Source organism: Salmonella sp. A1325, from assembly GCF_056991255.1.
The window spans coordinates 62,955-85,502 of the sequence record NZ_JAMLWO010000010.1; the positions used below are offsets into that span (position 1 = coordinate 62,955).

Consider the following 22,548-nt stretch of genomic DNA (forward strand, 5'->3'; position numbering starts at 1 on the left):
GGAAGCACATGTCGAAAAAAGAGTTTATCTATCAGGCGCCTTTCCCGATGGGAGAGGACAAAACAGAGTATTATCTGCTCACCTCCGATTATGTCAGCGTCAGTGAATTCAACGGAGAATCTATCCTCAACGTTGAGCCGCAGGCGTTAACGTTGCTGGCTCAGCAGGCCTTCCATGATGCGTCTTTTATGCTCCGTCCTGAACACCAGCAGCAAGTCGCCGCCATTCTCAATGACCCCGAAGCCAGCGAAAACGACAAATATGTGGCGTTGCAATTCCTGAGAAACTCCGAGATCGCCGCCAAAGGCATTCTGCCGACCTGCCAGGATACCGGCACGGCGATTATCGTGGGTAAAAAAGGCCAACGCGTCTGGACGGGCGGCGGCGATGAAGCCGCGCTCTCCAAAGGCGTGTTTAATACCTATATCGAAGATAACCTGCGCTACTCGCAGAACGCGCCGCTGGATATGTACAAAGAGGTCAATACCGGCAGCAACCTGCCAGCGCAAATCGATCTCTATGCCGTCGACGGCGACGAGTACAAGTTCCTTTGCGTGGCGAAAGGCGGCGGTTCAGCAAACAAAACGTATCTCTATCAGGAGACCAAAGCGCTGCTCACCCCAGGCAAGCTGAAAAACTTCCTCGTTGAGAAAATGCGCACGCTGGGCACCGCAGCCTGTCCGCCATACCATATCGCCTTTGTCATTGGCGGCACCTCGGCGGAAAGCACGCTGAAAACCGTTAAACTCGCCAGCACCCACTATTACGACGCGCTGCCGACGGAAGGTAACGAGCACGGCCAGGCATTCCGCGATCTCCACCTGGAACAGGAACTGCTGGAAGAAGCGCATAAACTTGGCCTCGGCGCCCAGTTCGGCGGGAAATATTTCGCCCACGATATTCGCGTAATTCGCCTGCCTCGTCACGGCGCTTCCTGTCCGGTGGGGATGGGCGTCTCCTGCTCGGCAGACCGTAACATCAAAGCGAAAATCAACCGCGAAGGCATCTGGATCGAAAAACTGGAACACAATCCGGGCCAGTATATTCCGCCAGCGCTGCGTCAGGCGGGCGAAGGCGACGCGGTGAAAGTCGATCTCAACCGTCCGATGAAAGAGATCCTCGCCCAGCTATCGCAGTACCCGGTCTCGACTCGCCTGTCGCTGACGGGCACCATTATCGTAGGTCGCGATATCGCCCACGCGAAGCTAAAAGAGCGTATTGAATCCGGCGAAGACCTGCCGCAGTATATTAAAGACCACCCCATCTATTACGCAGGCCCGGCAAAAACCCCGGCAGGTTATCCATCTGGCTCATTAGGCCCCACCACCGCAGGCCGAATGGACTCTTATGTCGATCTGCTGCAATCCCACGGCGGCAGTATGATCATGCTGGCGAAAGGCAACCGTAGTCAGCAGGTCACGGATGCCTGTAAAAAACACGGCGGCTTTTATTTGGGCAGTATCGGCGGCCCGGCGGCGGTTCTGGCACAGCAGAGCATTAAGCATCTGGAGTGCGTCGAGTATCCGGAACTCGGCATGGAAGCTATCTGGAAAATTGAAGTAGAAGATTTCCCGGCCTTTATCCTGGTGGATGACAAAGGCAACGATTTCTTCCAGCAGATTGTCAGCAAACAGTGCGCTAACTGCGCGAAATAACCTGGCAGGCCCGGCGTTCTCCCGGGCCGCGTTATCGGTTAATTGCCGGATGGCGCTACGCTTATCCGGCCTGCACGAGAGACCATGCTCACGCTTTTACATCGCTGGTCGCTACCACAGAAATCGCCGGGCTATCCGGCTGTTCGACGAATGGCGGCGTTTTCCGGTATTTATCCAGCAGGTGGATCTGAATCTTGCGCAGCATATCGCCGTTCAAACGGTAGTAGCGGAAGTAGAGAACCAACGTCATCATGAAAAACAGTACCGGCAGGACAATCATAATAAACTGCATCCCCTGCAGGGTTTGCGCAGACTGCGCCACGTTCGGCGTGTAGCCAATCAGCCCCAGCACCAGAGCGATAAAGAACGCCGCAAACGCCGAGCCGCCCTTCACAACCATCGTCTGTACGGAATAAGCGATACTCTCGCAGCGAATATTGAGCTTAAATTCCCCATAATCGACCGTATCCGCCACCATGATCACCTGAAGCACCCAAAAGAGCGCGGTCCCGATATTCAGGAAAATACCCGCCGCCACGATTAAAGCGGCATTATGGACATCCGCCAACGCCATCGCGAAGAGCCCTGCGCAACTCAGAACGGGCATCACGGAGGCGCCCGCCCACAATATCCGCCGCGATAACATTTTCACCAGCCGGGGGAAGACAATCAGCGTCAGCAGATTCGCCGCGCCGGCGTAAGAAAGGTAATAGGGAAAAAGATCGGCATCGCCAATCACATAGGTGAAGTAGTAGATCGCAAAGCCATTGATAATATTGGAGGCAATGTTATACGCCAGCGCCATTCCCAACAGGCAAGAGAGCTGATCGTTTTTGTATATCAATCCAACGATCGTTTTTAACGTCAGATGTGGGCGGCCCGCCGTTACACCGTTGTCGGAGGAGTACACCTCATGTACGTTGCGTAATGTCACGATAGTCGAGGCGATAAAGAACGCAATCAGTACCAGCGTAAACATCTGAAAGCCGAACCCACGATCCGCTCCGCCAACGTAGTTCACAAACGGCAGCGTTATACCGGCAGTGACGAAGCCAGCCAGACTGGCGAAGAAACGCGGGAACGGCACCAGTTGTTCGCGTTCTCGCTTATCAAGCGTAATGGTCGGCACCAGCGACCAAAATGGGATATCCATAATGGTATACGTCATGCCCCACAGGATGTAGGTTACGCAGACAAATACAACCTGCGCGGTTCCCTCAAAAAGATGGGCGCTGAACAGCAGGAAAAGCACCAGCGAATTGGTTAAGGTGCCGATCAATATCCACGGCTTAAATTTCCCCCACCGCGAACGCGTGGCGTTGACAATCCATCCCATGATGGGATCGTTTATCGCATCCCAGATTCGCGCGACCAGAAAAAGGGTGCCGACGAGGCCGACCGAGAGTCCCACCACATCGGTGTAGTAATACATCAGGTACATATACACAATGCCGATGGCGAAATCCTTACCAAACGCACCGAACCCGTAACTCAGCTTTGTTGTCAGAGAGATGCTCATAGGGTACCGGGTCGCTGTTACCAGCGCCCGCCTTCTGTTAGTAGAGGTTAAACGCCGGATCTGCCGTCCAGCGCGGCTGGAGATTAACGGCGTAACCAGGCCGGAAGCCAGTCGCCATGCGCGGCGATCAGATCGTCAACCAACGCATAGATTTCTTCGATACCCAGCACCGCTGCGGTATGAGGGTCCATCATCGCCGCGTGATACACGCGATCGCGGTTTTCCGTGAGGATGGCTTCGGTCAACAGCGTTTGCACGTTGATGTTGGTCTGCATCATCGCCGCCAGATGAGAAGGGATCGTCCCCACCTTCGTCGGTTGAATGCCGTTGGCATCCACCAGACAAGCCACTTCCACGCAGCTTCCCTGCGGCAGGTTATCAATCAGCCCCTCATTACGCACATTGCCGTAAATCACGCTCGGCTCGCCGGTCCACAGAGCGTTCATAATGGTGCTGGCGTACTCGCGGGACGGTTTGATGTCGATACGCTCGGCGGTTTTATACTCCTCCAGCTCTTTATGCCAGTTCGCCAGTTGTTCTGCGCAGCGTTTCGGATATTCATCCAGCGGCACCTTGTAGCGCGCAATCAGATCCTCGCGTCCCGGTTTAATAAACCACGGCGTGTACTCGGCAAAATGCTCTGATGACTCGGTGACGAAGTAGCCCAACTTTTTGAACATCTCGTAGCGCACAATGTTCTGGCAGCGTTCATTGCCGTGAATATTGGGCTTCGGCGCCTGTCCGGCGTCATAAGCCGCCAGCAATTCAGGATAGAGATTGACATAAGTCCCGTCAGCCGTTTTGCGCTCCAGTTCGAGGTAAAACGCCATGTGGTTAATGCCGGCGCAGCGGTAGCGCAGCGAGGCGGGATCGATATTCAGGTCGCGCGCCAGTTCTTCCGCCGTTCCCTGTACCGAATGGCACAGGCCGACCTGTTTGATATGCGGATAGCGGGCATACATAGCCCAGGTGTTCATCGCCATCGGGTTGACATAATTGAGCATGGTGGCCTTCGGACAGACTTCCGTCATGTCTTCGCAAATCCGCCACAGATGCGGGATGGTCCGCAGCGCGCGCATAATGCCGCCCGGCCCCAGCGTATCGGCGATCGTCTGTTCCAGGCCATGACGCTTACAAACCTCAAAATCGGTCACGGTGCAGGGTTCGTAGCCGCCAATCTGAAAGGCGACCACCACGAAATCCGCATCCTGTAGCGCCGCTTTCTGGTTGGTATGGCAGGTAATCCGGCCAGAAGCGCCCGCTGAGTCCATCAGTTTCCGTACCACAATGTGCGACTCTTCCAGCCGGGTTTCGTCAATATCCATCAGGGCGACATGCGCTGATTTTAGCGCCTCGCGGTGAAACACATCGCCGAGGATATTTTTGACGAAAATCGTAGAACCTGCGCCGATAAAGGTAATTTTGGGTGCCGTCATCATGACTCTCCAGAACAGTAGTGAACACCTTCATGGTGGCACGCGTTCCCGGTGAAAACCTCCGTCTTCCCCGATGAGCATTCCCGAAAACTCAGATCGTATGCTGACGCGCGGGAGATCTGAGTTTTTGGGACAAAATGGCGTAAAAAGCAGAGTATTCGGCCTGAAAGTCAGGCTACGCTCTACAATATCGACGGATTCTGTGTCCGGATTCCCGGTTTCCTCCCGGCTAAAGGGGCATAATTCTGATAATTCAGGAAATGGAGTGACGATGAGTACGCAAGCAATATCCCTCCTCCCGCCCGACCCGCACATGTGCAACGGCGATGAAAAGCAAACCCGTAGCCCGCTGTCGCTCTATTCCGAATATCAACGACTGGACGTTGAGCTGAGGCCACCGCACAGAATGGCCAGCAGTCACTGGCATGGGCAAGTAGAAGTGAATGTTCCGTTTGACGGCGATGTGGAGTATTTAATCAACAATGAAGTCGTCCAGATAAAGCAGGGACATATCACCCTGTTTTGGGCCTGTACGCCACACCAGCTTACCCGCCCCGGCAACTGCCGCCAGATGGCGATTTTCAGTTTGCCGATGCACCTGTTTCTCTCCTGGCCGCTGGATCGCGATCTTATCAACCACGTCACGCACGGGATGGTGGTTAAATCACTGGCGACCCAGCAGCTTAGCACCTTTGAAGTGTTGCGCTGGCAGCAGGAAACAAGCAGCCCGAATGAGCAAATTCGCCAGTTGGCGATCGATGAAATCGGCCTGATGCTTAAACGCTTTAGCCTTTCCGGCTGGCAGCCTATTTTGCTCAATAAAACATCACGCACCCACAAGAATAGCGTCTCACGCCATGCGCAGTTTTACGTAAGCCAGATGCTGGGATTTATTGCCGATAACTACGATCAGGCGCTCACCATTAACGACGTCGCGGAGCATGTCAAACTCAATGCTAATTACGCGATGGGAATATTCCAGCGGGTTATGCAATTGACGATGAAGCAGTACATCACGGCGATGCGCATCAATCACGTACGTGCCTTATTGAGCGATACTGACAAAACGATCCTCGATGTCGCTCTGACTGCCGGGTTCCGATCCAGCAGCCGTTTTTACAGTACTTTTAGCAAATTTGTCGGTATGTCGCCGCAACAATACCGCAAGCTAAGTCAGCAACGACGCCAGACGATGCCCGGCTAAAGCCGGATACCACTATCAGCCAAAAAAATAATTCACCTGTCGATAAACGGCAGGTGAAATCGCTCGATATCAATAATTAACTCATTGTTTATTAAACAATAATATCAATAACTGACCATTATTCCATCACTTTACACCCCCTATTTGACGGGGTAATACTTGCCCACGTCACATTCATACGGCGGGTCGGCAAGGCGTAAATTGCACGGCCTCCACAACCGGGTAAAAGATGATGAAAGTATTAATTGTTGAAAGTGAGTTTCTGCATCAGGACACCTGGGTTGGCAACGCGGTTGAGCGTCTGGCGGATGCCTTGAGCCAACAAAATGTTACCGTCATTAAATCGACATCCTTCGATGACGGCTATGCCATCTTGTCCGCGAACGAAGCCATTGACTGTCTGATGTTTAGCTACCAAATGGAACAACCGGATGAGCACCTGAGCGTCAGGCAATTGATCGGTAAGCTTCACGAGCGTCAGCAAAACGTGCCCGTTTTCCTGTTAGGCGACAGGGAAAAAGCGACGGCATCGCTGGACCGCGACCTGCTGGAGCTTGTCGATGAATTCGCCTGGATTCTGGAAGACACCGCTGACTTTATCGCCGGACGCGCTGTTGCCGCCATGACCCGGTATCGCCAGCAACTGTTACCGCCGCTGTTTAACGCGTTGATGAAATACAGCGACATTCATGAATATTCATGGGCGGCGCCGGGACACCAGGGCGGCGTCGGTTTCACTAAAACGCCTGCCGGTCGCTTTTATCACGATTATTATGGCGAAAACCTGTTCCGCAGCGATATGGGGATTGAGCGTACCACGCTCGGTTCACTCCTCGACCATACCGGCGCGTTTGGCGAAAGCGAGAAAAACGCCGCCCGCGTATTCGGTGCTGACCGCTCCTGGTCCGTGGTTGTCGGGACCTCCGGTTCTAACCGTACTATTATGCAGGCCTGTATGACGGATAATGATGTCGTTGTACTGGATCGTAACTGCCATAAATCCATCGAGCAGGGGCTGATCCTCACCGGGGCCAAACCGGTATATATGGTGCCAAGCCGTAACCGTTACGGCATTATCGGGCCAATCTACCCGCAGGAAATGCAGCCTGAAACCTTGCAGAAAAAAATCAGCGCCAGCCCGCTGACCAAAACCAAAGCCGGACAGAAACCGTCTTACAGCGTGGTGACCAACTGTACCTATGACGGCGTATGCTATAACGCCAAAGAGGCGCAGGATCTGCTGGCAAAAACCAGCGATCGCATTCACTTCGACGAAGCATGGTACGGCTATGCGCGCTTCAACCCGATTTATTGCGATCACTACGCGATGCGCGGCGAGCCAAGCGACCATAACGGTCCGACCGTGTTTGCCACCCACTCCACGCACAAACTACTGAATGCGCTTTCACAAGCTTCCTACATTCATGTCCGTGAAGGCCGTGGCGCGGTGAATTTCTCCCGCTTCAACCAGGCATATATGATGCATGCCACCACCTCTCCGTTATATGCCATCTGCGCATCCAACGATGTGGCGGTATCGATGATGGACGGTAACAGCGGCCTGTCCCTGACTCAAGAGGTGATTGACGAAGCGGTTGATTTCCGTCAAGCGATGGCGCGTCTTTATAAAGAGTTTACCGATGAAGGCGACTGGTTCTTTAAACCGTGGAATAAAGACGTCGTCACCGATCCACAAACCGGTAAAACGTATGACTTCGCCGACGCGCCGGCAAAACTGCTGGCAACCGACCAGAACTGCTGGGTCATGCGCCCCGGGGAAACCTGGCACGGCTTTAAAGACCTGCCGGATAACTGGAGTATGCTGGACCCGATTAAAGTCAGTATTCTGGCGCCGGGTATGGGCGACGATGGCGAACTGGAAGCATCCGGCGTACCTGCTGCGCTGGTCACAGCATGGCTTGGCCGCCACGGTATCGTGCCGACCCGCACCACCGACTTTCAGATTATGTTCCTGTTCTCCATGGGGGTCACTCGCGGGAAATGGGGAACGCTGATCAACACGCTGTGTTCCTTCAAACATCATTACGACGCGAATACGCCGCTGGCGCAGGTGATGCCGGAACTGGTGCAGGATTATCCTGACACTTACGCGAACATGGGTATTCATGACCTGGGCGATAAAATGTTTGCCTGGCTACGTGAAAATAACCCGGGCGCCCGTCTCAACGCCGCCTATTCCACCCTGCCGGTTGCGGAGATTACCCCGCGCGACGCCTACAACGCGATTGTGAACAACAATATTGAAATGGTGGCGATTGAAAATCTACCGGGTCGCATCGCGGCGAACTCCGTTATTCCTTACCCGCCAGGAATCCCGATGCTGCTCTCCGGCGAAAACTTTGGCGATGAAAACAGTCCGCAGGTGGGTTACTTACGCTCACTGCAATCCTGGGATCATCACTTCCCTGGCTTTGAGCATGAAACCGAAGGCACGGAAATTATTGATGGCGTATATCACGTTATGTGCGTGAAAGCCTAATCACAAAGAGTCTTTTTTTTGAGGATGGCATGTATTCCCTGAGTATTGCTGCAAAACAATAATACTGTCATACCTTTTTGCGCGGGCCCCATCCCGCGCTTTTTTTATACAAAAATGACAAGTTTCCACTCGCGTACAACTTTTTGTACACCCTAATTCATCGTACAAATATTGTAATATTATTCAGGAAAGTTATTTTAGTGCAGTTTCAATTCATCACACAATTGACTCAGTCCCCGTTATCTCTCCCGTTTGGCGAGATCCGGTATTTTATGTTCATATTCCAGGAGTTCGGGTATGAGGATTTGCAGCAACGAACCTTGCATAGTGTTATTAACCGAAAAAGATACATGGTTACGAGTAAATGGTAAGGAGCCAATCAGTTTAAAAGCGAATCATATGGCCATTCTGGCTTGTGAAAATAACGTTATTGACATTTCATCATTAAATAGCGTGCTAGTAATACAAGTGAGTCGCAATAATATTAAAGACTATTTACAATTCCTGAATAAAGATCTCTCACACCTTCCCGTCTGGCAACGCAACGCCGATCCCTTATTGACCGCCAACTGTCTGACGCCGGATATCTTCAGGGTCGCCGCCCGCTACAGCGCGATGGAAGCACCGGATGAAATTGTTAGTGAACGTACCCGTGCGCTCCTTTTCACCGTTTTATCCCGCTTTCTTGACCACAAAAAATTTATTTCTTTGTTAATGCACATGCTGCGCAGCCGCATCAGTGACAGCGTTTACCACATCATTCAGAGCGATATTCATAAAGACTGGAATCTGAGCGCCGTTGCCAGCTGCCTGTGCCTGAGTCCAAGCTTGTTAAAGAAAAAGCTCAAAAACGAGAATACCAGTTATAGCCAAATAATCACGACCTGCCGAATGCGTTATGCCGTAAACCAATTATTAATGGACGGAAAGAATATCTCTCAAGTCTCACAGCTGTGTGGGTATAACAGCACATCGTACTTTATTTCCGTGTTTAAAGAGTTTTATGGTATGACCCCCCTGCATTATGTTAGCCAACATCGGGAACGATCGGCTGCCTAATTTTCCTACACTCAACGATAAGACACGATAATAACAGCATTGGCGATAACCCGTCTCCGACATAATTCAGCGGCATTCTGAGGGGGTATGATACGACGTAATTTATCGTAACGAAGTCACCTTTTCAGGAGTCCAAATTATGTCTTCGGATGCTGATGCTCACAAAGTGGGCCTAATCCCCGTCACCTTAATGGTATCGGGGAATATTATGGGTTCAGGGGTATTCTTACTCCCTGCCAACCTGGCGGCCACTGGCGGGATTGCAATCTACGGATGGCTGGTCACTATCATCGGCGCCCTGGCGCTGTCGATGGTTTATGCCAAAATGTCGTCCTTAGATCCCAGTCCCGGCGGTTCCTATGCCTACGCACGCCGCTGCTTCGGGCCGTTTTTGGGCTATCAAACGAACGTGCTGTACTGGCTGGCATGCTGGATCGGTAATATCGCGATGGTCGTTATCGGCGTCGGCTATCTGAGCTATTTCTTCCCGATTCTGAAAGATCCGCTGGTATTAACGCTTACCTGCGTCGCGGTGCTGTGGATTTTTGTTCTGCTGAACATCGTCGGGCCGAAAATGATTACCCGCGTACAGGCCGTCGCCACCGTACTGGCGCTGGTGCCTATCGTAGGGATTGCGGTCTTCGGCTGGTTCTGGTTTAAAGGCGAAACCTATATGGCGGCCTGGAACGTGAGCGGCATGAATACCTTCGGCGCGATTCAAAGCACGTTGAACGTTACGCTGTGGTCATTCATCGGGGTAGAAAGCGCCTCCGTTGCGGCCGGTGTGGTCAAAAACCCGAAACGCAACGTGCCTATCGCCACCATCGGCGGGGTACTGATCGCCGCCGTCTGCTATGTACTCTCCACAACGGCGATTATGGGGATGATCCCCAACGCAGCGCTGCGTGTGTCGGCATCGCCTTTCGGTGACGCGGCGCGTATGGCGCTGGGCGATACCGCAGGGGCTATTGTTTCCTTCTGTGCGGCAGCGGGTTGCCTGGGCTCTCTCGGCGGCTGGACGCTGCTTGCCGGTCAAACCGCAAAAGCGGCGGCGGACGATGGTCTCTTCCCGCCGATCTTCGCGCGGGTTAATAAAGCCGGTACGCCAGTGGCTGGGTTGCTTATCGTCGGCGTGCTGATGACTATCTTCCAGTTCAGCAGTATGTCGCCGAATGCCGCGAAAGAGTTTGGTCTGGTCTCCTCCGTGTCGGTTATCTTCACCCTGGTGCCTTATCTTTACACCTGTGCTGCGCTGTTGCTGTTGGGCCACGGCCACTTTGGTAAAGCGCGCCCGCTGTATCTGCTGATTACCTTCGTCGCGTTTGTGTATTGCATCTGGGCGGTCATCGGTTCCGGCGCCAAAGAAGTGATGTGGTCGTTCGTCACGTTGATGGTGATCACCGCGCTGTATGCGTTGAACTACAACCGCATTCACAAAAACCCGTATCCGCTGGATGCGCCGGTTAAACAGGATTGACCACGTGTAGTTAATGTTATCGCAACAGGCCGGATAGCGCAGGTTATCCGGCCACCACCAACATTAAGTTCTTAAGGTTCACTTAATTTTACTTTGTCACGATTAGCGTCACCGAATCGATGGACGCATCAACATGTTAAAGCGCTTTCTTAAAAGACCTGTTCTTGGGCAAATCGCCTGGCTTCTGCTTTTTTCCTTTTATATTGCCGTCTGCCTGAACATTGCGTTCTACAAGCAGGTACTACAAGACCTACCGTTAAACTCGCTGCGCAATGTGCTGGTGTTTATTTCCATGCCGGTCGTCGCGTTTAGCGTGGTCAATAGTGTGCTGACGCTGGCCTCATTTATTTGGCTAAACCGACTGCTGGCCTGCGTTTTTATTCTGGTCGGCGCTGCCGCGCAGTATTTTATTTTGACTTACGGCATCATCATCGATCGCTCCATGATCGCCAATATGATGGATACCACGCCCGCGGAAACCTTTGCGCTGATGACGCCGAGAATGGTGCTGACGCTGGGATTAAGCGGCGTTCTGGCAGCCGTGATTGCCTTCTGGGTCAAAATCCGCCCGGCGACGCCGCGCTTACGTAGCGGGCTTTACCGCCTGGCCAGCGTCCTGATCTCTATTTTATTAGTTATTCTGGTCGCCGCCTTTTTCTATAAAGATTACGCCTCGCTATTTCGAAATAATAAACAGTTGATCAAATCGTTAAGCCCATCGAACAGTATTGTCGCCAGTTGGTCATGGTATTCGCATCAACGGCTGGCGAATTTGCCGCTGGTACGCATTGGCGAGGATGCCCATCGCAATCCATTAATGCTGAAAGGCGATCGCAAAAACCTGACGATTCTCATCGTTGGCGAAACCTCGCGCGGCGATGATTTCTCTCTTGGCGGCTATCCGCGCGACACCAATCCGCGGCTGGCGAAAGACGATGTGATCTACTTCCCGCATACCACCTCTTGCGGTACGGCGACCGCGATCTCCGTTCCCTGCATGTTTTCTGATATGCCGCGCAAACATTATGACGAAGAGCTGGCGCATCACCAGGAAGGACTGCTGGATATTATCCAGCGCGCGGGGATTAACGTACTGTGGAATGATAATGACGGCGGCTGTAAAGGCGCATGCGATCGCGTTCCGCATCAAAATGTCACCGAGCTAAACCTGCCCGGACAATGTATCGACGGCGAGTGCTACGATGAAGTGTTATTTCACGGTCTGGAAGACTATATCGACCATTTGAAAGGCGATGGCGTTATTGTATTACATACCATCGGCAGCCACGGCCCAACCTATTACAACCGTTATCCACCGCAGTTTAAAAAATTTACCCCAACCTGTGACACTAACGAAATTCAGAACTGTTCCCAACAGCAGTTGATCAACACCTATGATAATACCGTGCTGTACGTGGACTATATTGTAGATAAAGCCATTAACCTGCTGAAATCTCATCAGGATAAATTCACAACCAGCCTGGTCTATCTTTCCGATCACGGCGAATCATTGGGTGAAAATGGCGTTTATTTACACGGTCTGCCGTATTCCATTGCGCCGGATACGCAAAAACATGTCCCGATGCTCATTTGGCTTTCTAAAGATTATCAACAGCGTTATCAGGTGGATCAGGCCTGCCTGCAAAAACGGGCGAGCACGCTGGATTATTCACAGGACAATCTTTTCTCAACCATGCTGGGATTAACCGGCGTACAAACGACGTATTACCAGGCCGCAGATGATATTCTGCAACCGTGCAGGAGACTAAGCGAATGAAGATACTGATTGTTGAAGACGACACGCTATTATTACAGGGGTTAATACTCGCCGCGCAAACCGAAGGCTATGCGTGTGATGGCGTTTCGACAGCGCGTGCCGCCGAGCATAGTCTGGAGTCTGGTCATTACAGTCTGATGGTGCTGGATTTAGGGCTGCCCGATGAGGATGGCCTGCATTTCCTGACGCGAATCCGACAGAAAAAATATACCCTGCCGGTACTCATTCTGACCGCCCGCGATACGCTCAACGATCGCATTAGCGGGCTGGATGTCGGCGCAGATGATTATCTGGTTAAACCCTTCGCCCTGGAGGAGTTGCACGCCCGCATCCGCGCGCTGCTGCGCCGCCATAATAACCAGGGTGAAAGTGAACTGACGGTTGGCAATCTGACGCTCAATATAGGCCGCCATCAGGCATGGAGGGATGGACAGGAACTGACCCTGACGCCTAAGGAGTACGCGCTGCTCTCACGATTGATGCTCAAGGCAGGCAGCCCAGTGCACCGGGAAATTCTTTATAACGATATCTACAACTGGGATAACGAACCCTCGACCAACACTCTGGAAGTGCATATACATAATTTGCGCGACAAAGTCGGCAAGTCGCGCATTCGCACGGTTCGCGGGTTTGGCTACATGCTGGTTGCCACTGAGGAAAGCTAAGTGAGCCTGATGCGTTTTCAGCGAAGAGCGATGACCCTTCGCCAGCGTTTAACGCTGACAATTGGACTTATTCTGCTGGTGTTCCAGTTAATCAGTACCTTTTGGTTATGGCATGAAAGCACTGAGCAAATCCAACTGTTCGAGCAGGCGCTGCGGGATAATCGCAACAACGATCGCCATATCATGCACGAAATTCGCGAGGCGGTCGCCAGCCTGATCGTCCCCAGCATATTTATGGTTAGCCTGACGCTGCTGGCTTGCTACCAGGCGGTACGACGTATTACCCGCCCGCTCGCCGAACTGCAAAAAGAGCTGGAAGCGCGGACGGCGGATAATTTGGTGCCGATCGCCATTCACAGCTCCACGCTTGAGGTTGAGTCCGTCGTCTCGGCGATCAATCAACTGGTTACGCGTTTGACCACCACGCTCGACAATGAACGCCTTTTTACCGCCGATGTGGCCCATGAGCTACGCACGCCGCTGTCGGGGGTGCGTTTGCATCTGGAATTATTGTCAAAAACCCACAATGTTGATGTCGCGCCGCTTATCGCCCGTCTTGACCAGATGATGGATAGCGTCTCCCAGCTTCTGCAACTGGCGCGCGTGGGCCAGTCATTCTCTTCCGGGAATTATCAGGAAGTAAAACTGCTGGAAGATGTGATCCTCCCCTCCTACGATGAGCTGAACACTATGCTGGAAACGCGCCAGCAAACTCTGTTGCTGCCGGAAAGCGCGGCGGACGTGGTGGTACGCGGTGACGCAACGTTACTGCGTATGCTGCTGCGAAATCTGGTGGAAAACGCGCATCGCTATAGCCCTGAAGGAACCCATATCACTATCCACATTAGCGCCGACCCCAACGCTATTATGGCGGTCGAAGACGAGGGTCCGGGTATTGATGAAAGCAAATGCGGGAAGCTAAGCGAAGCGTTCGTGCGGATGGACAGCCGTTATGGCGGAATTGGCCTGGGGCTGAGTATCGTCAGCCGCATCACCCAGCTACATCAGGGACAGTTTTTCCTGCAAAACCGTACGGAAAGAACAGGCACCCGTGCCTGGGTGCTGTTGAAAAAGGCATAACAGGCGTTTAATACGTCGTGACCCACACATAGATAAAACTGCTGACAATCAGCACACTACACAGGGTCGTCAAACTTTTATAAATATAGCTTTTCATGACGCTCTCCTCCAAAGGTATGGAGGAGAGTATGCCCGCGAGAGATTAAGCGAACCTTAAGCGCGAAATTTATTCATCGATACGCGGATGTTGCTGTACCAGACGCGAACGTTTGACCTGCAGCTCCGCAATTTCCTGATCGATGTCGTCGATTTTCTGCTCAATATTATCGTAATGCTCGCCCAGAATTTCCTTCGCTTCCTGAATGTCCGACGCCGCTGGCGTTGCGCCTTTTAGCGGACGATTGGCCGTCTCTTTCATGGAAATACCGGTAATCAAGCCTATCACCGCGATGACCATCAAATAATACGCCGGCATCATCAGATCCTGCGAGCTTTCCACCAGCCAGGCCGCCAGCGTTGGCGTCAGACCGGCAATCAATACAGAGATATTAAAAGCCGCCGCCAGCGCGCTGTAACGAATATGCGTCGGAAACATCGCCGGCAATGTCGAGGCCATCACCCCGGTAAAGCAGTTCAGAATCACCGCCAGCATCAACAAACCGGCAAAAATCAGGCCAATAACGTTACTGTTAATCAGGATAAAGGCCGGGATCGCCAGCGCGAACAGCGCAATGCTGCCCATAATCACAAACGGACGACGACCGAAACGGTCGCTCAGCAGCCCCATCACCGGCTGCACAAACAGCATCCCGATCATAATGGCGATGATAATCAACACGCCGTGATCTTCAGAATAGTGCAGGTTATGCGACAGGTAGCTCGGCATGTAGGTGAGCAGCATGTAGTAGGTCACGTTGGTGGCAATCACCAGACCGATACATGACAACAGGCTACGCCAGTGTTTGGTGGCAATCTCTTTAAAGGAGACTTTCGGCCCATCCTGCAACCCTTCGCGGTCGCCCTGCTCCAGTTTATCCACGTGCTGCTGAAACGCTGGCGTCTCTTCCAGCGCATGGCGTAAGTAGAGACCGATAATTCCCAATGGCAAGGCGATAAAGAACGGAATACGCCAGCCCCACTCAAGGAAATTCTCCTCGCCGACAATCGTCGAGATTAAGACCACCACGCCCGCGCCCAGCACGAACCCGGCGATGGAACCAAAATCCAGCCAGCTTCCCATAAATCCGCGTTTACGATCCGGCGAATATTCCGCGACAAAGATCGACGCGCCGGTATATTCCCCGCCAACCGAGAAGCCCTGCGCCATTTTACACAACAACAACAGTATTGGCGCCCAGATACCGATCGTCGCGTAAGAGGGGATTAACCCGATACAGAAGGTACTGATCGACATAATCACAATCGTGATCGCCAGGATCTTCTGGCGCCCGTATTTATCGCCGAGCATACCAAAAAATAACCCGCCGAGCGGACGAATCAGGAAGGGAACGGAAAACGTGGCCAGCGCGGCAATCATCTGGACGCTGGGATCGGCGCCGGGGAAAAAGACTTTACCCAACGCGTAGGCAACAAATCCATAAACACCAAAATCAAACCACTCCATCGCGTTGCCCAGCGAGGCGGCGGTAATCGCTTTGCGAAGTTTACCATCATCAATGATGGTCACATCGCCCAGTGTAATCGGTTTTATTTTTTTCCTTTTCAGCATAGCTGTCCTCATAGGCTAAGCCCTGTAGCGCTATATACGGCGGGCACTGGCATACCGCGCCAGCGTCGCCGTCGAGCGGAGGGAGGGGCGCGAACGCTATCCCTCATACAAGCGTAGCAGGTTTACTTACACTGTCCGGTTACGGACTGTACAACCGAACCTGTTGACGCCTGAATGGGCAGTTAATGACCTTTTTACCCTAACAGGGTTTAAATATGTGATCAACTTCACACATATATGTCAATTCGGTCAAAAGGTGTAAATAAGGACGCCCTAATGCGCTGTGGTGACAGTAAAAAAGCGGTTATTTGAGTGTAAACCATTGCTGACTGGCGTGGCGCAGACCCATTTATAAAAGCGGCAATAGTCCCGACAACGCTAAGGATTTTGTGTATAATTGCGGCCTTTTTCGGCGATCTGCCATTTTTGGGCGCGTTTGCCCCCGCTGACTTTTTGAGGATACCAACATGTCATTACCCCACTGCCCGCAATGTAACTCCGAATATACCTACGAAGATAACGGCATGTTCATCTGCCCGGAATGCGCTCACGAATGGAACGATGCGGAACCCGCTCAGGAGAGCGATGAGCTGATTGTCAAAGACGCCAACGGCAACCTGCTGGCGGACGGCGATAGCGTCACCATCGTGAAAGATCTGAAAGTAAAAGGCAGCTCTTCCATGCTGAAAATCGGTACCAAAGTGAAGAACATTCGTCTGGTTGAAGGCGACCATAACATCGACTGCAAAATCGATGGTTTTGGCCCGATGAAACTGAAATCCGAGTTCGTGAAAAAGAACTGATTTACCGTGTCATTGCCCGGTAGCGCCTCGCTTACCGGGCCTGAGCGGCCCTGCCACCGACAATATTGTGCCAATTTCGAACTACACTTAACGAGCATCTCTTATCTGAGGTAACCATCATGCCGTTAAGTCCCTATCTCTCTTTTGCCGGCAACTGTGCCGACGCCATCGCGTATTATCAACAAACGTTAGGCGCAGAACTGCTTTATAAACTCAGCTTCGGTGAAATGCCCCCCTCGGCGGCGGATAACGAAGAGGGCTGCCCGTCAGGAATGCGCTTTCCCGATACTGCTATCGCCCACGCCAACATGCGCATTGCCGGCAGCGATATCATGATGAGTGATGCCAGCGCGTCGGGAACGGCGCATTATTCCGGCTTTACGCTGGTGCTTGATACCCAGGATGTAGCAGAAGGGAAGCGCTGGTTTGATAACCTTGCCGCACAAGGGCAAATCGAAATGGACTGGCAGGAGACCTTCTGGGCGCAGGGTTTCGGCAAGGTCAGCGATCGTTTCGGTGTGCCGTGGATGATTAACGTGGTTAAACATCAGCCTGCCACCTAACTCCCCGGGAGGCTCGCCCTCCCCCTTGCCATCAGAGTGATCTTTGGCTGCACGTTATCCGCCGTTTAACTGCCATAGAATAAATAATGACGGTAGTTTGTTACAGTCTGTCGAAAGATGGTTGATCCTGATGAAGCGTCGGGAGGACATTATGTCAGTCTGTGAATTACGCCACGCGACAACAGAGGATACCGATTCTGTTTACGCGCTTATCTGTGAGTTACTTAAAAATGAGCTTGATTATCAGGCTTTCAGAGATGGGTTCGCCGCTAATTTACTGGACCCCAACGTTCATTATCGTTTAGCGCTGCGCAACGGAGAGGTAGTCGGCATGATCAGCCTGCATATGCAGTTTCATCTCCATCATGCCAACTGGATTGGCGAAATTCAGGAGCTGGTGGTATTACCGCAGATGCGGGGACAAAAAGTTGGCAGTCAGCTTCTGGCCTGGGCAGAAGAAGAAGCACGTCAGGCGGGCGCCGAGCTAACGGAGCTTTCCACAAATATTAAACGCCGCGATGCACACCGTTTTTATCTTTGCGAAGGTTACAAGCAAAGTCATTTTCGGTTTACGAAAGCATTGTGATCTGGCAGCCGTCATCAGGAGATAAGACATAACGTAATCAACCGTCACCGGGTGAAGTAGCGGAGCCATCTTAATTCTACTGTCGGCAAGCCTGGATAAAGGTTAAACGAGCTGACTCGCTTCTTTAACAAAAATGGCCCTTTTAAGTTGTAGAAATGTAAATTTATTGTCAACGAACTACACTTTTCTCTTTGGCATCACCGGGAGGGTTGCCTGAAAATCCCGGGATGAGGTTTTCTTAGAAGGACAGTGACGTTATGTTCGCAGCAATCATTATCGGTATTTTTATTATCAGCGTCATTTATGCGCATTCACGCGGTGTGGAAAAACAAAAGCTTTCCCGTCAGCTCTTTGACCACTCGACGTTTATGGCGCCGATCAATATGTTCATGACTCGCTTCTCAACGTTACCGGCAAAGCAGCCGTACTTTGATACCACGGCATTTCCAGAGCTGCAGAAGCTGACGGAAAACTGGCAGGTGATTCGTGAAGAGGCGCTACGGCTTCAGCATCACATAAAAGCCGCGCAGGCCAATAACGACGCCGGATTCAACACCTTTTTCAAGCGCGGCTGGAAACGGTTTTACCTTAAATGGTATTCCGATGCCCACCCGTCGGCGGAAATGTTATGCCCGATAACGACAAAGCTGGTCAACAGCATCCCCTCTATCAAAGCGGCGATGTTCGCCGAGTTGCCTCCCGGAGCCTATCTGGGAAAACATCGCGACCCCTATGCCGGTTCAGTACGTTACCATCTTGGATTAAGCACACCGAATGACGACCGCTGTTTTATTGAAGTTGATCGACAGCGCCATAGCTGGCGCGACGGCGAAGCCGTCATCTTCGACGAAACCTACGTTCATTGGGCGGAAAATAAAACTGAGCAGACGCGTATTATCCTCTTTTGCGATATTGAGCGCCCAATGAAATGGCGCTGGGCGCAGAGCGTAAACCACTGGGTCGGCGCATCGTTGATGTCCGCCGCCAGTTCGCCAAACGACGAGAACGATCGCACCGGTGCGATTAATCGCATCTTTAAATACGTTCACGCAGCACGCGATGCCGGGCAACGGCTGAAAAAGAAAAACCGCACTCTCTATTACGCGCTGAAATATCTCGTTATTGCCGCTATTTTTGCCGCGATAATCCTTTTCAGCCTCCTCTGAAGCCGGGCCGCGGTATGGAACTGCCTGCCGCGGCCTGTTCTATCCTGGCGTTAGTCTCAAAGCGTTCCCTGGCCTTGAATCTATCCATCCGGGTAATTTATTAAAAACCCCCACTTCAGGCAGAGCAGATTGCCGGATGGCGGCTCCGCCCTATCTGGCCTGCGCTCCGCGTTTCTCCCCATAATAAATGTCATGCGGTATTTTCTTTCGACACGTCAAAACTGACGATAGCCTGTTTTTCGTCAGGGTTTTGAGCAAAATTCGCCCGTAATATCAGGGAAAGCCCATAATAAAAAAGTGGCATAAAACATGCATACTGAGGGCGACAGCGCGTATGCGCGATTTGATTAACTGGAGCGAAACCGATGAAAAAAGTCGTCACGGTTTGCCCGTATTGCGCATCAGGTTGCAAAATCAATCTGGTGGTCGATAACGGCAAAATCGTCCGGGCTGAGGCGGCGCAGGGGAAAACCAACCAGGGTACCCTGTGTCTGAAGGGCTACTACGGCTGGGATTTTATTAATGATACCCAGATCCTGACCCCGCGCCTGAAAACCCCAATGATCCGTCGCCAGCGTGGCGGCAAACTGGAATCTGTTTCCTGGGATGAAGCGCTCAATTACGTTGCTGAACGTTTGAGCGCCATCAAAGCGAAGTACGGTCCGGATGCAATCCAGACAACCGGCTCCTCTCGCGGTACCGGAAATGAAACCAACTATGTAATGCAAAAATTCGCACGCGCCGTTATTGGTACCAATAACGTTGACTGCTGCGCTCGCGTCTGACACGGCCCATCGGTTGCAGGTCTGCACCAATCGGTCGGTAACGGCGCAATGAGTAATGCGATCAACGAAATTGATAACACTGATTTAGTGTTCGTCTTCGGGTATAACCCGGCGGATTCCCACCCTATCGTGGCGAATCATGTGATTAACGCTAAACGCAACGGGGCGAAAATTATCGTCTGCGATCCGCGCAAAATTGAAACTGCGCGCATCGCTGACATGCATATCGCGTTGAAAAACGGCTCGAATATCGCGCTGCTCAACGCCATGGGGCATGTCATTATTGAAGAAAACCTGTACGACAAAGCGTTTGTCGCCAGCCGTACCGAAGGTTTTGAAGAGTACAGTAAGATTGTCGAAGGCTATACGCCGGAGTCCGTCGAAGAGATCACTGGCGTGAGCGCACAGGAAATTCGTCAGGCGGCGCGGATGTATGCCAGCGCGAAAAGCGCAGCGATCTTGTGGGGTATGGGCGTCACCCAGTTCTATCAGGGTGTGGAAACCGTGCGTTCACTGACCAGCCTCGCGATGCTGACCGGCAACCTCGGCAAGCCAAGCGCGGGCGTTAACCCGGTTCGCGGCCAGAACAACGTTCAGGGCGCGTGCGATATGGGCGCGCTGCCGGATACTTATCCGGGCTACCAGTACGTTAAGTTCCCGGAAAACCGCGAGAAGTTCGCTAAAGCCTGGGGCGTAGAAAGTCTGCCTGCGCATACCGGCTATCGCATCAGTGAGCTGCCGCACCGTGCGGCGCATGGCGAAGTGCGCGCGGCGTACATTATGGGTGAAGATCCGCTGCAAACCGATGCGGAACTCTCTGCGGTACGTAAAGCGTTTGAGGATCTGGAACTGGTCATCGTGCAGGATATCTTCATGACCAAAACCGCGTCGGCGGCGGATGTGATTTTACCCTCCACTTCGTGGGGCGAGCATGAAGGCGTCTTCTCTGCGGCTGACCGTGGCTTCCAGCGCTTCTTTAAAGCCGTTGAACCGAAGTGGGACCTGAAAACCGACTGGCAGATTATCAGTGAAATCGCCACCCGGATGGGCTATCCGATGCACTACAACAACACCCAGGAGATCTGGGATGAGTTGCGTCATCTGTGCCCGGATTTCTACGGCGCCACTTACGAGAAAATGGGCGAGCTGGGCTATATCCAGTGGCCGTGCCGCGACACGTCGGATGCCGATCAGGGAACCTCGTACCTCTTTAAAGAGAAGTTCGATACCCCCAACGGTCTGGCGCAGTTCTTCACCTGCGACTGGGTAGCGCCTATCGATAAACTCACCGAAGAGTACCCGATGGTACTGTCGACGGTGCGCGAAGTCGGTCACTACTCCTGCCGCTCAATGACCGGTAACTGTGCGGCGCTGGCCGCGCTGGCCGATGAACCGGGCTATGCGCAAATCAATACCGCCGACGCCGCGCGTCTGGGCATTGAAGATGAAGCGCTGGTGTGGGTTCATTCGCGCAAAGGCAAAATCATCACCCGCGCGCAGGTCAGCGATCGCCCGAACAAAGGGGCGATTTACATGACCTACCAGTGGTGGATTGGCGCCTGTAACGAGCTGGTGACTGAAAACCTCAGCCCGATTACCAAAACGCCGGAGTACAAATACTGCGCCGTACGCGTTGAGCCGATCGCCGATCAGCGAGCCGCCGAGCAGTATGTGATTGATGAGTACAACAAGCTGAAAACCCGCCTGCGCGAAAGCGCAATGGGTTGATCTGCCGGATGGCGGCATCAGAATGCTTTATTCGGCCTGCGTCTACTGTAGGCCTGATAAGATGCATTAGCATCGCCATCAGGCATTTTCCCTATAACAGCCTCCGCCCGGAGGCTGTTTTTTTATCCATACGATCTCTTTATACTGTCCTTTCCGTACCCTAAATAAAATTCAAAATGAAACTACTTCTTGCATTGATGTTGTTTATGACATTCTTTGCCCATGCCGCAGATCCTGAGCCGGGTAGCCAGTATTTGCAGGCAGCAGAGGCAGGTGACAGACGCGCGCAATATTTTCTGGCCGACAGTTGGTTGAGCTATGGCGATTTGAACAAAGCTGAATACTGGGCGCAAAAAGCCGCCGACAGTGGCGACGCCGACGCCTGCGCGCTACTGGCGCAAATCAAAATCACTAATCCGGTAAGCCTGGATTATCCCGACGCGAAAAAGCTGGCTGAAAAGGCGGCTAACGCGGGCAGTAAAGCGGGCGAAATTACGCTGGCGCGGATCCTGGTCAACACCCAGGCCGGGCGCCCGGACTACCCAAAAGCCATCTCGCTGCTGCAAAAGGCCTCTGAAGATCTGGATAACGACTCCGCGGTGGATGCGCAAATGTTGCTTGGCCTGATTTACGCCAACGGCGTGGGCATTGCCGCCGATGATGAAAAAGCCGCCTGGTATTTCAAACGCAGTTCCGCCATTTCCCGTACCGGCTATTCAGAATACTGGGCGGGAATGATGTTTTTAAACGGTGAACCGGGCTTTATTGAAAAGAACAAGCAGAAGGCGTTGCACTGGTTGAATCTAAGCTGTCTGGAAGGGTTTGATACCGGTTGCGAAGAGTTCGAAACGCTAACAAATGGCTGATGTTTATTGT

At 52.5% G+C, this 22,548-nt stretch carries 18 protein-coding genes; 14 read left to right on the forward strand and 4 right to left on the reverse strand.

Features of this window, described 5'->3' with window-relative positions:
- Window positions 1–8: 8 nt before the first annotated feature.
- Window positions 9–1,655, forward strand: a complete 1,647-nt coding sequence (gene fumA, locus NAZ64_RS17875; protein ID WP_220569477.1) for a class I fumarate hydratase FumA — start codon at window positions 9–11, stop codon at window positions 1,653–1,655.
- 88 nt (window positions 1,656–1,743) lie between these two features.
- Here the strand turns inward: fumA and melB are convergent, their stop codons facing one another.
- Window positions 1,744–3,174, reverse strand: coding sequence for a melibiose:sodium transporter MelB (melB, locus tag NAZ64_RS17880; protein ID WP_000028070.1), 1,431 nt, complete (start codon window positions 3,172–3,174; stop codon window positions 1,744–1,746).
- A gap of 83 nt (window positions 3,175–3,257) precedes the next feature.
- Complete coding sequence (melA, locus tag NAZ64_RS17885) at window positions 3,258–4,613, reverse strand: alpha-galactosidase (protein WP_115286551.1); 1,356 nt, start codon at window positions 4,611–4,613, stop codon at window positions 3,258–3,260.
- A gap of 268 nt (window positions 4,614–4,881) precedes the next feature.
- Between melA and melR the strand changes: the two genes are divergently transcribed.
- The 7 genes from melR to pmrB all read left to right on the forward strand — a co-directional run bounded on the left by melR (window position 4,882) and on the right by pmrB (window position 14,372).
- A complete protein-coding gene (melR, locus tag NAZ64_RS17890) occupies window positions 4,882–5,814 on the forward strand; it encodes a transcriptional regulator MelR (RefSeq protein ID WP_000106992.1) in 933 nt (310 codons plus the stop codon).
- A 232-nt stretch (window positions 5,815–6,046) separates the two neighbouring features.
- Complete coding sequence (gene adiA, locus NAZ64_RS17895; RefSeq protein ID WP_219564485.1) at window positions 6,047–8,314, forward strand: arginine decarboxylase; 2,268 nt, start codon at window positions 6,047–6,049, stop codon at window positions 8,312–8,314.
- A 297-nt stretch (window positions 8,315–8,611) separates the two neighbouring features.
- Window positions 8,612–9,373, forward strand: coding sequence for an AraC family transcriptional regulator (locus NAZ64_RS17900; RefSeq protein ID WP_001217074.1), 762 nt, complete (start codon window positions 8,612–8,614; stop codon window positions 9,371–9,373).
- A 139-nt stretch (window positions 9,374–9,512) separates the two neighbouring features.
- On the forward strand, window positions 9,513–10,850 hold the full coding sequence (gene adiC, locus NAZ64_RS17905) for an arginine/agmatine antiporter (protein WP_000093130.1): 1,338 nt from the start codon (window positions 9,513–9,515) through the stop codon (window positions 10,848–10,850).
- Between the two features lie 133 nt (window positions 10,851–10,983).
- The gene (eptA, locus tag NAZ64_RS17910; RefSeq protein WP_076936179.1) at window positions 10,984–12,627 is read left to right on the forward strand and encodes a phosphoethanolamine transferase EptA; all 1,644 of its coding nucleotides are present in this window, start codon (window positions 10,984–10,986) and stop codon (window positions 12,625–12,627) included.
- Window positions 12,624–13,292 carry a two-component system response regulator PmrA gene (pmrA, locus tag NAZ64_RS17915; protein ID WP_000697894.1) on the forward strand — a complete coding sequence of 223 codons (669 nt, stop codon included), beginning with the start codon at window positions 12,624–12,626 and terminating at the stop codon, window positions 13,290–13,292. Before eptA ends, pmrA begins: the two co-directional genes overlap by 4 nt.
- A 9-nt stretch (window positions 13,293–13,301) precedes the next feature.
- Window positions 13,302–14,372 (forward strand): two-component system sensor histidine kinase PmrB, encoded by a 1,071-nt coding sequence (gene pmrB / locus NAZ64_RS17920; protein WP_080210022.1) that lies wholly within the window; start codon window positions 13,302–13,304, stop codon window positions 14,370–14,372.
- A 7-nt stretch (window positions 14,373–14,379) separates the two neighbouring features.
- Here the strand turns inward: pmrB and pmrR are convergent, their stop codons facing one another.
- Both pmrR and proP read right to left on the reverse strand, forming a co-directional pair.
- Window positions 14,380–14,469: an LpxT activity modulator PmrR gene (pmrR, locus tag NAZ64_RS17925; RefSeq protein ID WP_000844399.1), complete on the reverse strand. Its 90-nt coding sequence runs from the start codon at window positions 14,467–14,469 to the stop codon at window positions 14,380–14,382.
- Window positions 14,470–14,538: 69 nt separating this feature from the next.
- Window positions 14,539–16,041: a glycine betaine/L-proline transporter ProP gene (gene proP / locus NAZ64_RS17930; RefSeq protein ID WP_000919710.1), complete on the reverse strand. Its 1,503-nt coding sequence runs from the start codon at window positions 16,039–16,041 to the stop codon at window positions 14,539–14,541.
- A 467-nt stretch (window positions 16,042–16,508) separates the two neighbouring features.
- Between proP and NAZ64_RS17935 the strand changes: the two genes are divergently transcribed.
- From NAZ64_RS17935 to yjcO, 6 genes are all read left to right on the forward strand, one after another.
- The gene (locus NAZ64_RS17935) at window positions 16,509–16,844 is read left to right on the forward strand and encodes a zinc ribbon domain-containing protein YjdM (protein ID WP_000056482.1); all 336 of its coding nucleotides are present in this window, start codon (window positions 16,509–16,511) and stop codon (window positions 16,842–16,844) included.
- Between the two features lie 119 nt (window positions 16,845–16,963).
- Window positions 16,964–17,407, forward strand: coding sequence for a VOC family metalloprotein YjdN (gene yjdN, locus NAZ64_RS17940; RefSeq protein WP_001131301.1), 444 nt, complete (start codon window positions 16,964–16,966; stop codon window positions 17,405–17,407).
- Between the two features lie 151 nt (window positions 17,408–17,558).
- Window positions 17,559–17,993: an aminoalkylphosphonate N-acetyltransferase gene (gene phnO, locus NAZ64_RS17945; RefSeq protein ID WP_220569478.1), complete on the forward strand. Its 435-nt coding sequence runs from the start codon at window positions 17,559–17,561 to the stop codon at window positions 17,991–17,993.
- Window positions 17,994–18,250: 257 nt separating this feature from the next.
- Window positions 18,251–19,159 carry a lipid A hydroxylase LpxO gene (lpxO, locus tag NAZ64_RS17950; RefSeq protein WP_079944676.1) on the forward strand — a complete coding sequence of 303 codons (909 nt, stop codon included), beginning with the start codon at window positions 18,251–18,253 and terminating at the stop codon, window positions 19,157–19,159.
- A 365-nt stretch (window positions 19,160–19,524) separates the two neighbouring features.
- Window positions 19,525–21,672, forward strand: a complete 2,148-nt coding sequence (locus NAZ64_RS17955) for a formate dehydrogenase H subunit alpha, selenocysteine-containing (protein ID WP_011233236.1) — start codon at window positions 19,525–19,527, stop codon at window positions 21,670–21,672.
- A gap of 176 nt (window positions 21,673–21,848) precedes the next feature.
- On the forward strand, window positions 21,849–22,538 hold the full coding sequence (gene yjcO, locus NAZ64_RS17960; protein WP_000771454.1) for a Sel1 family TPR-like repeat protein YjcO: 690 nt from the start codon (window positions 21,849–21,851) through the stop codon (window positions 22,536–22,538).
- Window positions 22,539–22,548: the final 10 nt, after the last annotated feature.

Excerpts from the sequence above, each read along its gene's own strand:
- fumA (WP_220569477.1), top strand. The coding sequence starts at position 9 with ATGTCGAAAAAAGAGTTTATCTATCAGGCGCCTTTCCCGATGGGAGAG.
- melB (WP_000028070.1), bottom strand. The coding sequence starts at position 3,174 with ATGAGCATCTCTCTGACAACAAAGCTGAGTTACGGGTTCGGTGCGTTT.
- melA (WP_115286551.1), bottom strand. The coding sequence starts at position 4,613 with ATGATGACGGCACCCAAAATTACCTTTATCGGCGCAGGTTCTACGATT.
- melR (WP_000106992.1), top strand. The coding sequence starts at position 4,882 with ATGAGTACGCAAGCAATATCCCTCCTCCCGCCCGACCCGCACATGTGC.
- adiA (WP_219564485.1), top strand. The coding sequence starts at position 6,047 with ATGAAAGTATTAATTGTTGAAAGTGAGTTTCTGCATCAGGACACCTGG.
- NAZ64_RS17900 (WP_001217074.1), top strand. The coding sequence starts at position 8,612 with ATGAGGATTTGCAGCAACGAACCTTGCATAGTGTTATTAACCGAAAAA.
- adiC (WP_000093130.1), top strand. The coding sequence starts at position 9,513 with ATGTCTTCGGATGCTGATGCTCACAAAGTGGGCCTAATCCCCGTCACC.
- eptA (WP_076936179.1), top strand. The coding sequence starts at position 10,984 with ATGTTAAAGCGCTTTCTTAAAAGACCTGTTCTTGGGCAAATCGCCTGG.
- pmrA (WP_000697894.1), top strand. The coding sequence starts at position 12,624 with ATGAAGATACTGATTGTTGAAGACGACACGCTATTATTACAGGGGTTA.
- pmrB (WP_080210022.1), top strand. The coding sequence starts at position 13,302 with ATGCGTTTTCAGCGAAGAGCGATGACCCTTCGCCAGCGTTTAACGCTG.
- pmrR (WP_000844399.1), bottom strand. The coding sequence starts at position 14,469 with ATGAAAAGCTATATTTATAAAAGTTTGACGACCCTGTGTAGTGTGCTG.
- proP (WP_000919710.1), bottom strand. The coding sequence starts at position 16,041 with ATGCTGAAAAGGAAAAAAATAAAACCGATTACACTGGGCGATGTGACC.
- NAZ64_RS17935 (WP_000056482.1), top strand. The coding sequence starts at position 16,509 with ATGTCATTACCCCACTGCCCGCAATGTAACTCCGAATATACCTACGAA.
- yjdN (WP_001131301.1), top strand. The coding sequence starts at position 16,964 with ATGCCGTTAAGTCCCTATCTCTCTTTTGCCGGCAACTGTGCCGACGCC.
- phnO (WP_220569478.1), top strand. The coding sequence starts at position 17,559 with ATGTCAGTCTGTGAATTACGCCACGCGACAACAGAGGATACCGATTCT.
- lpxO (WP_079944676.1), top strand. The coding sequence starts at position 18,251 with ATGTTCGCAGCAATCATTATCGGTATTTTTATTATCAGCGTCATTTAT.
- yjcO (WP_000771454.1), top strand. The coding sequence starts at position 21,849 with ATGAAACTACTTCTTGCATTGATGTTGTTTATGACATTCTTTGCCCAT.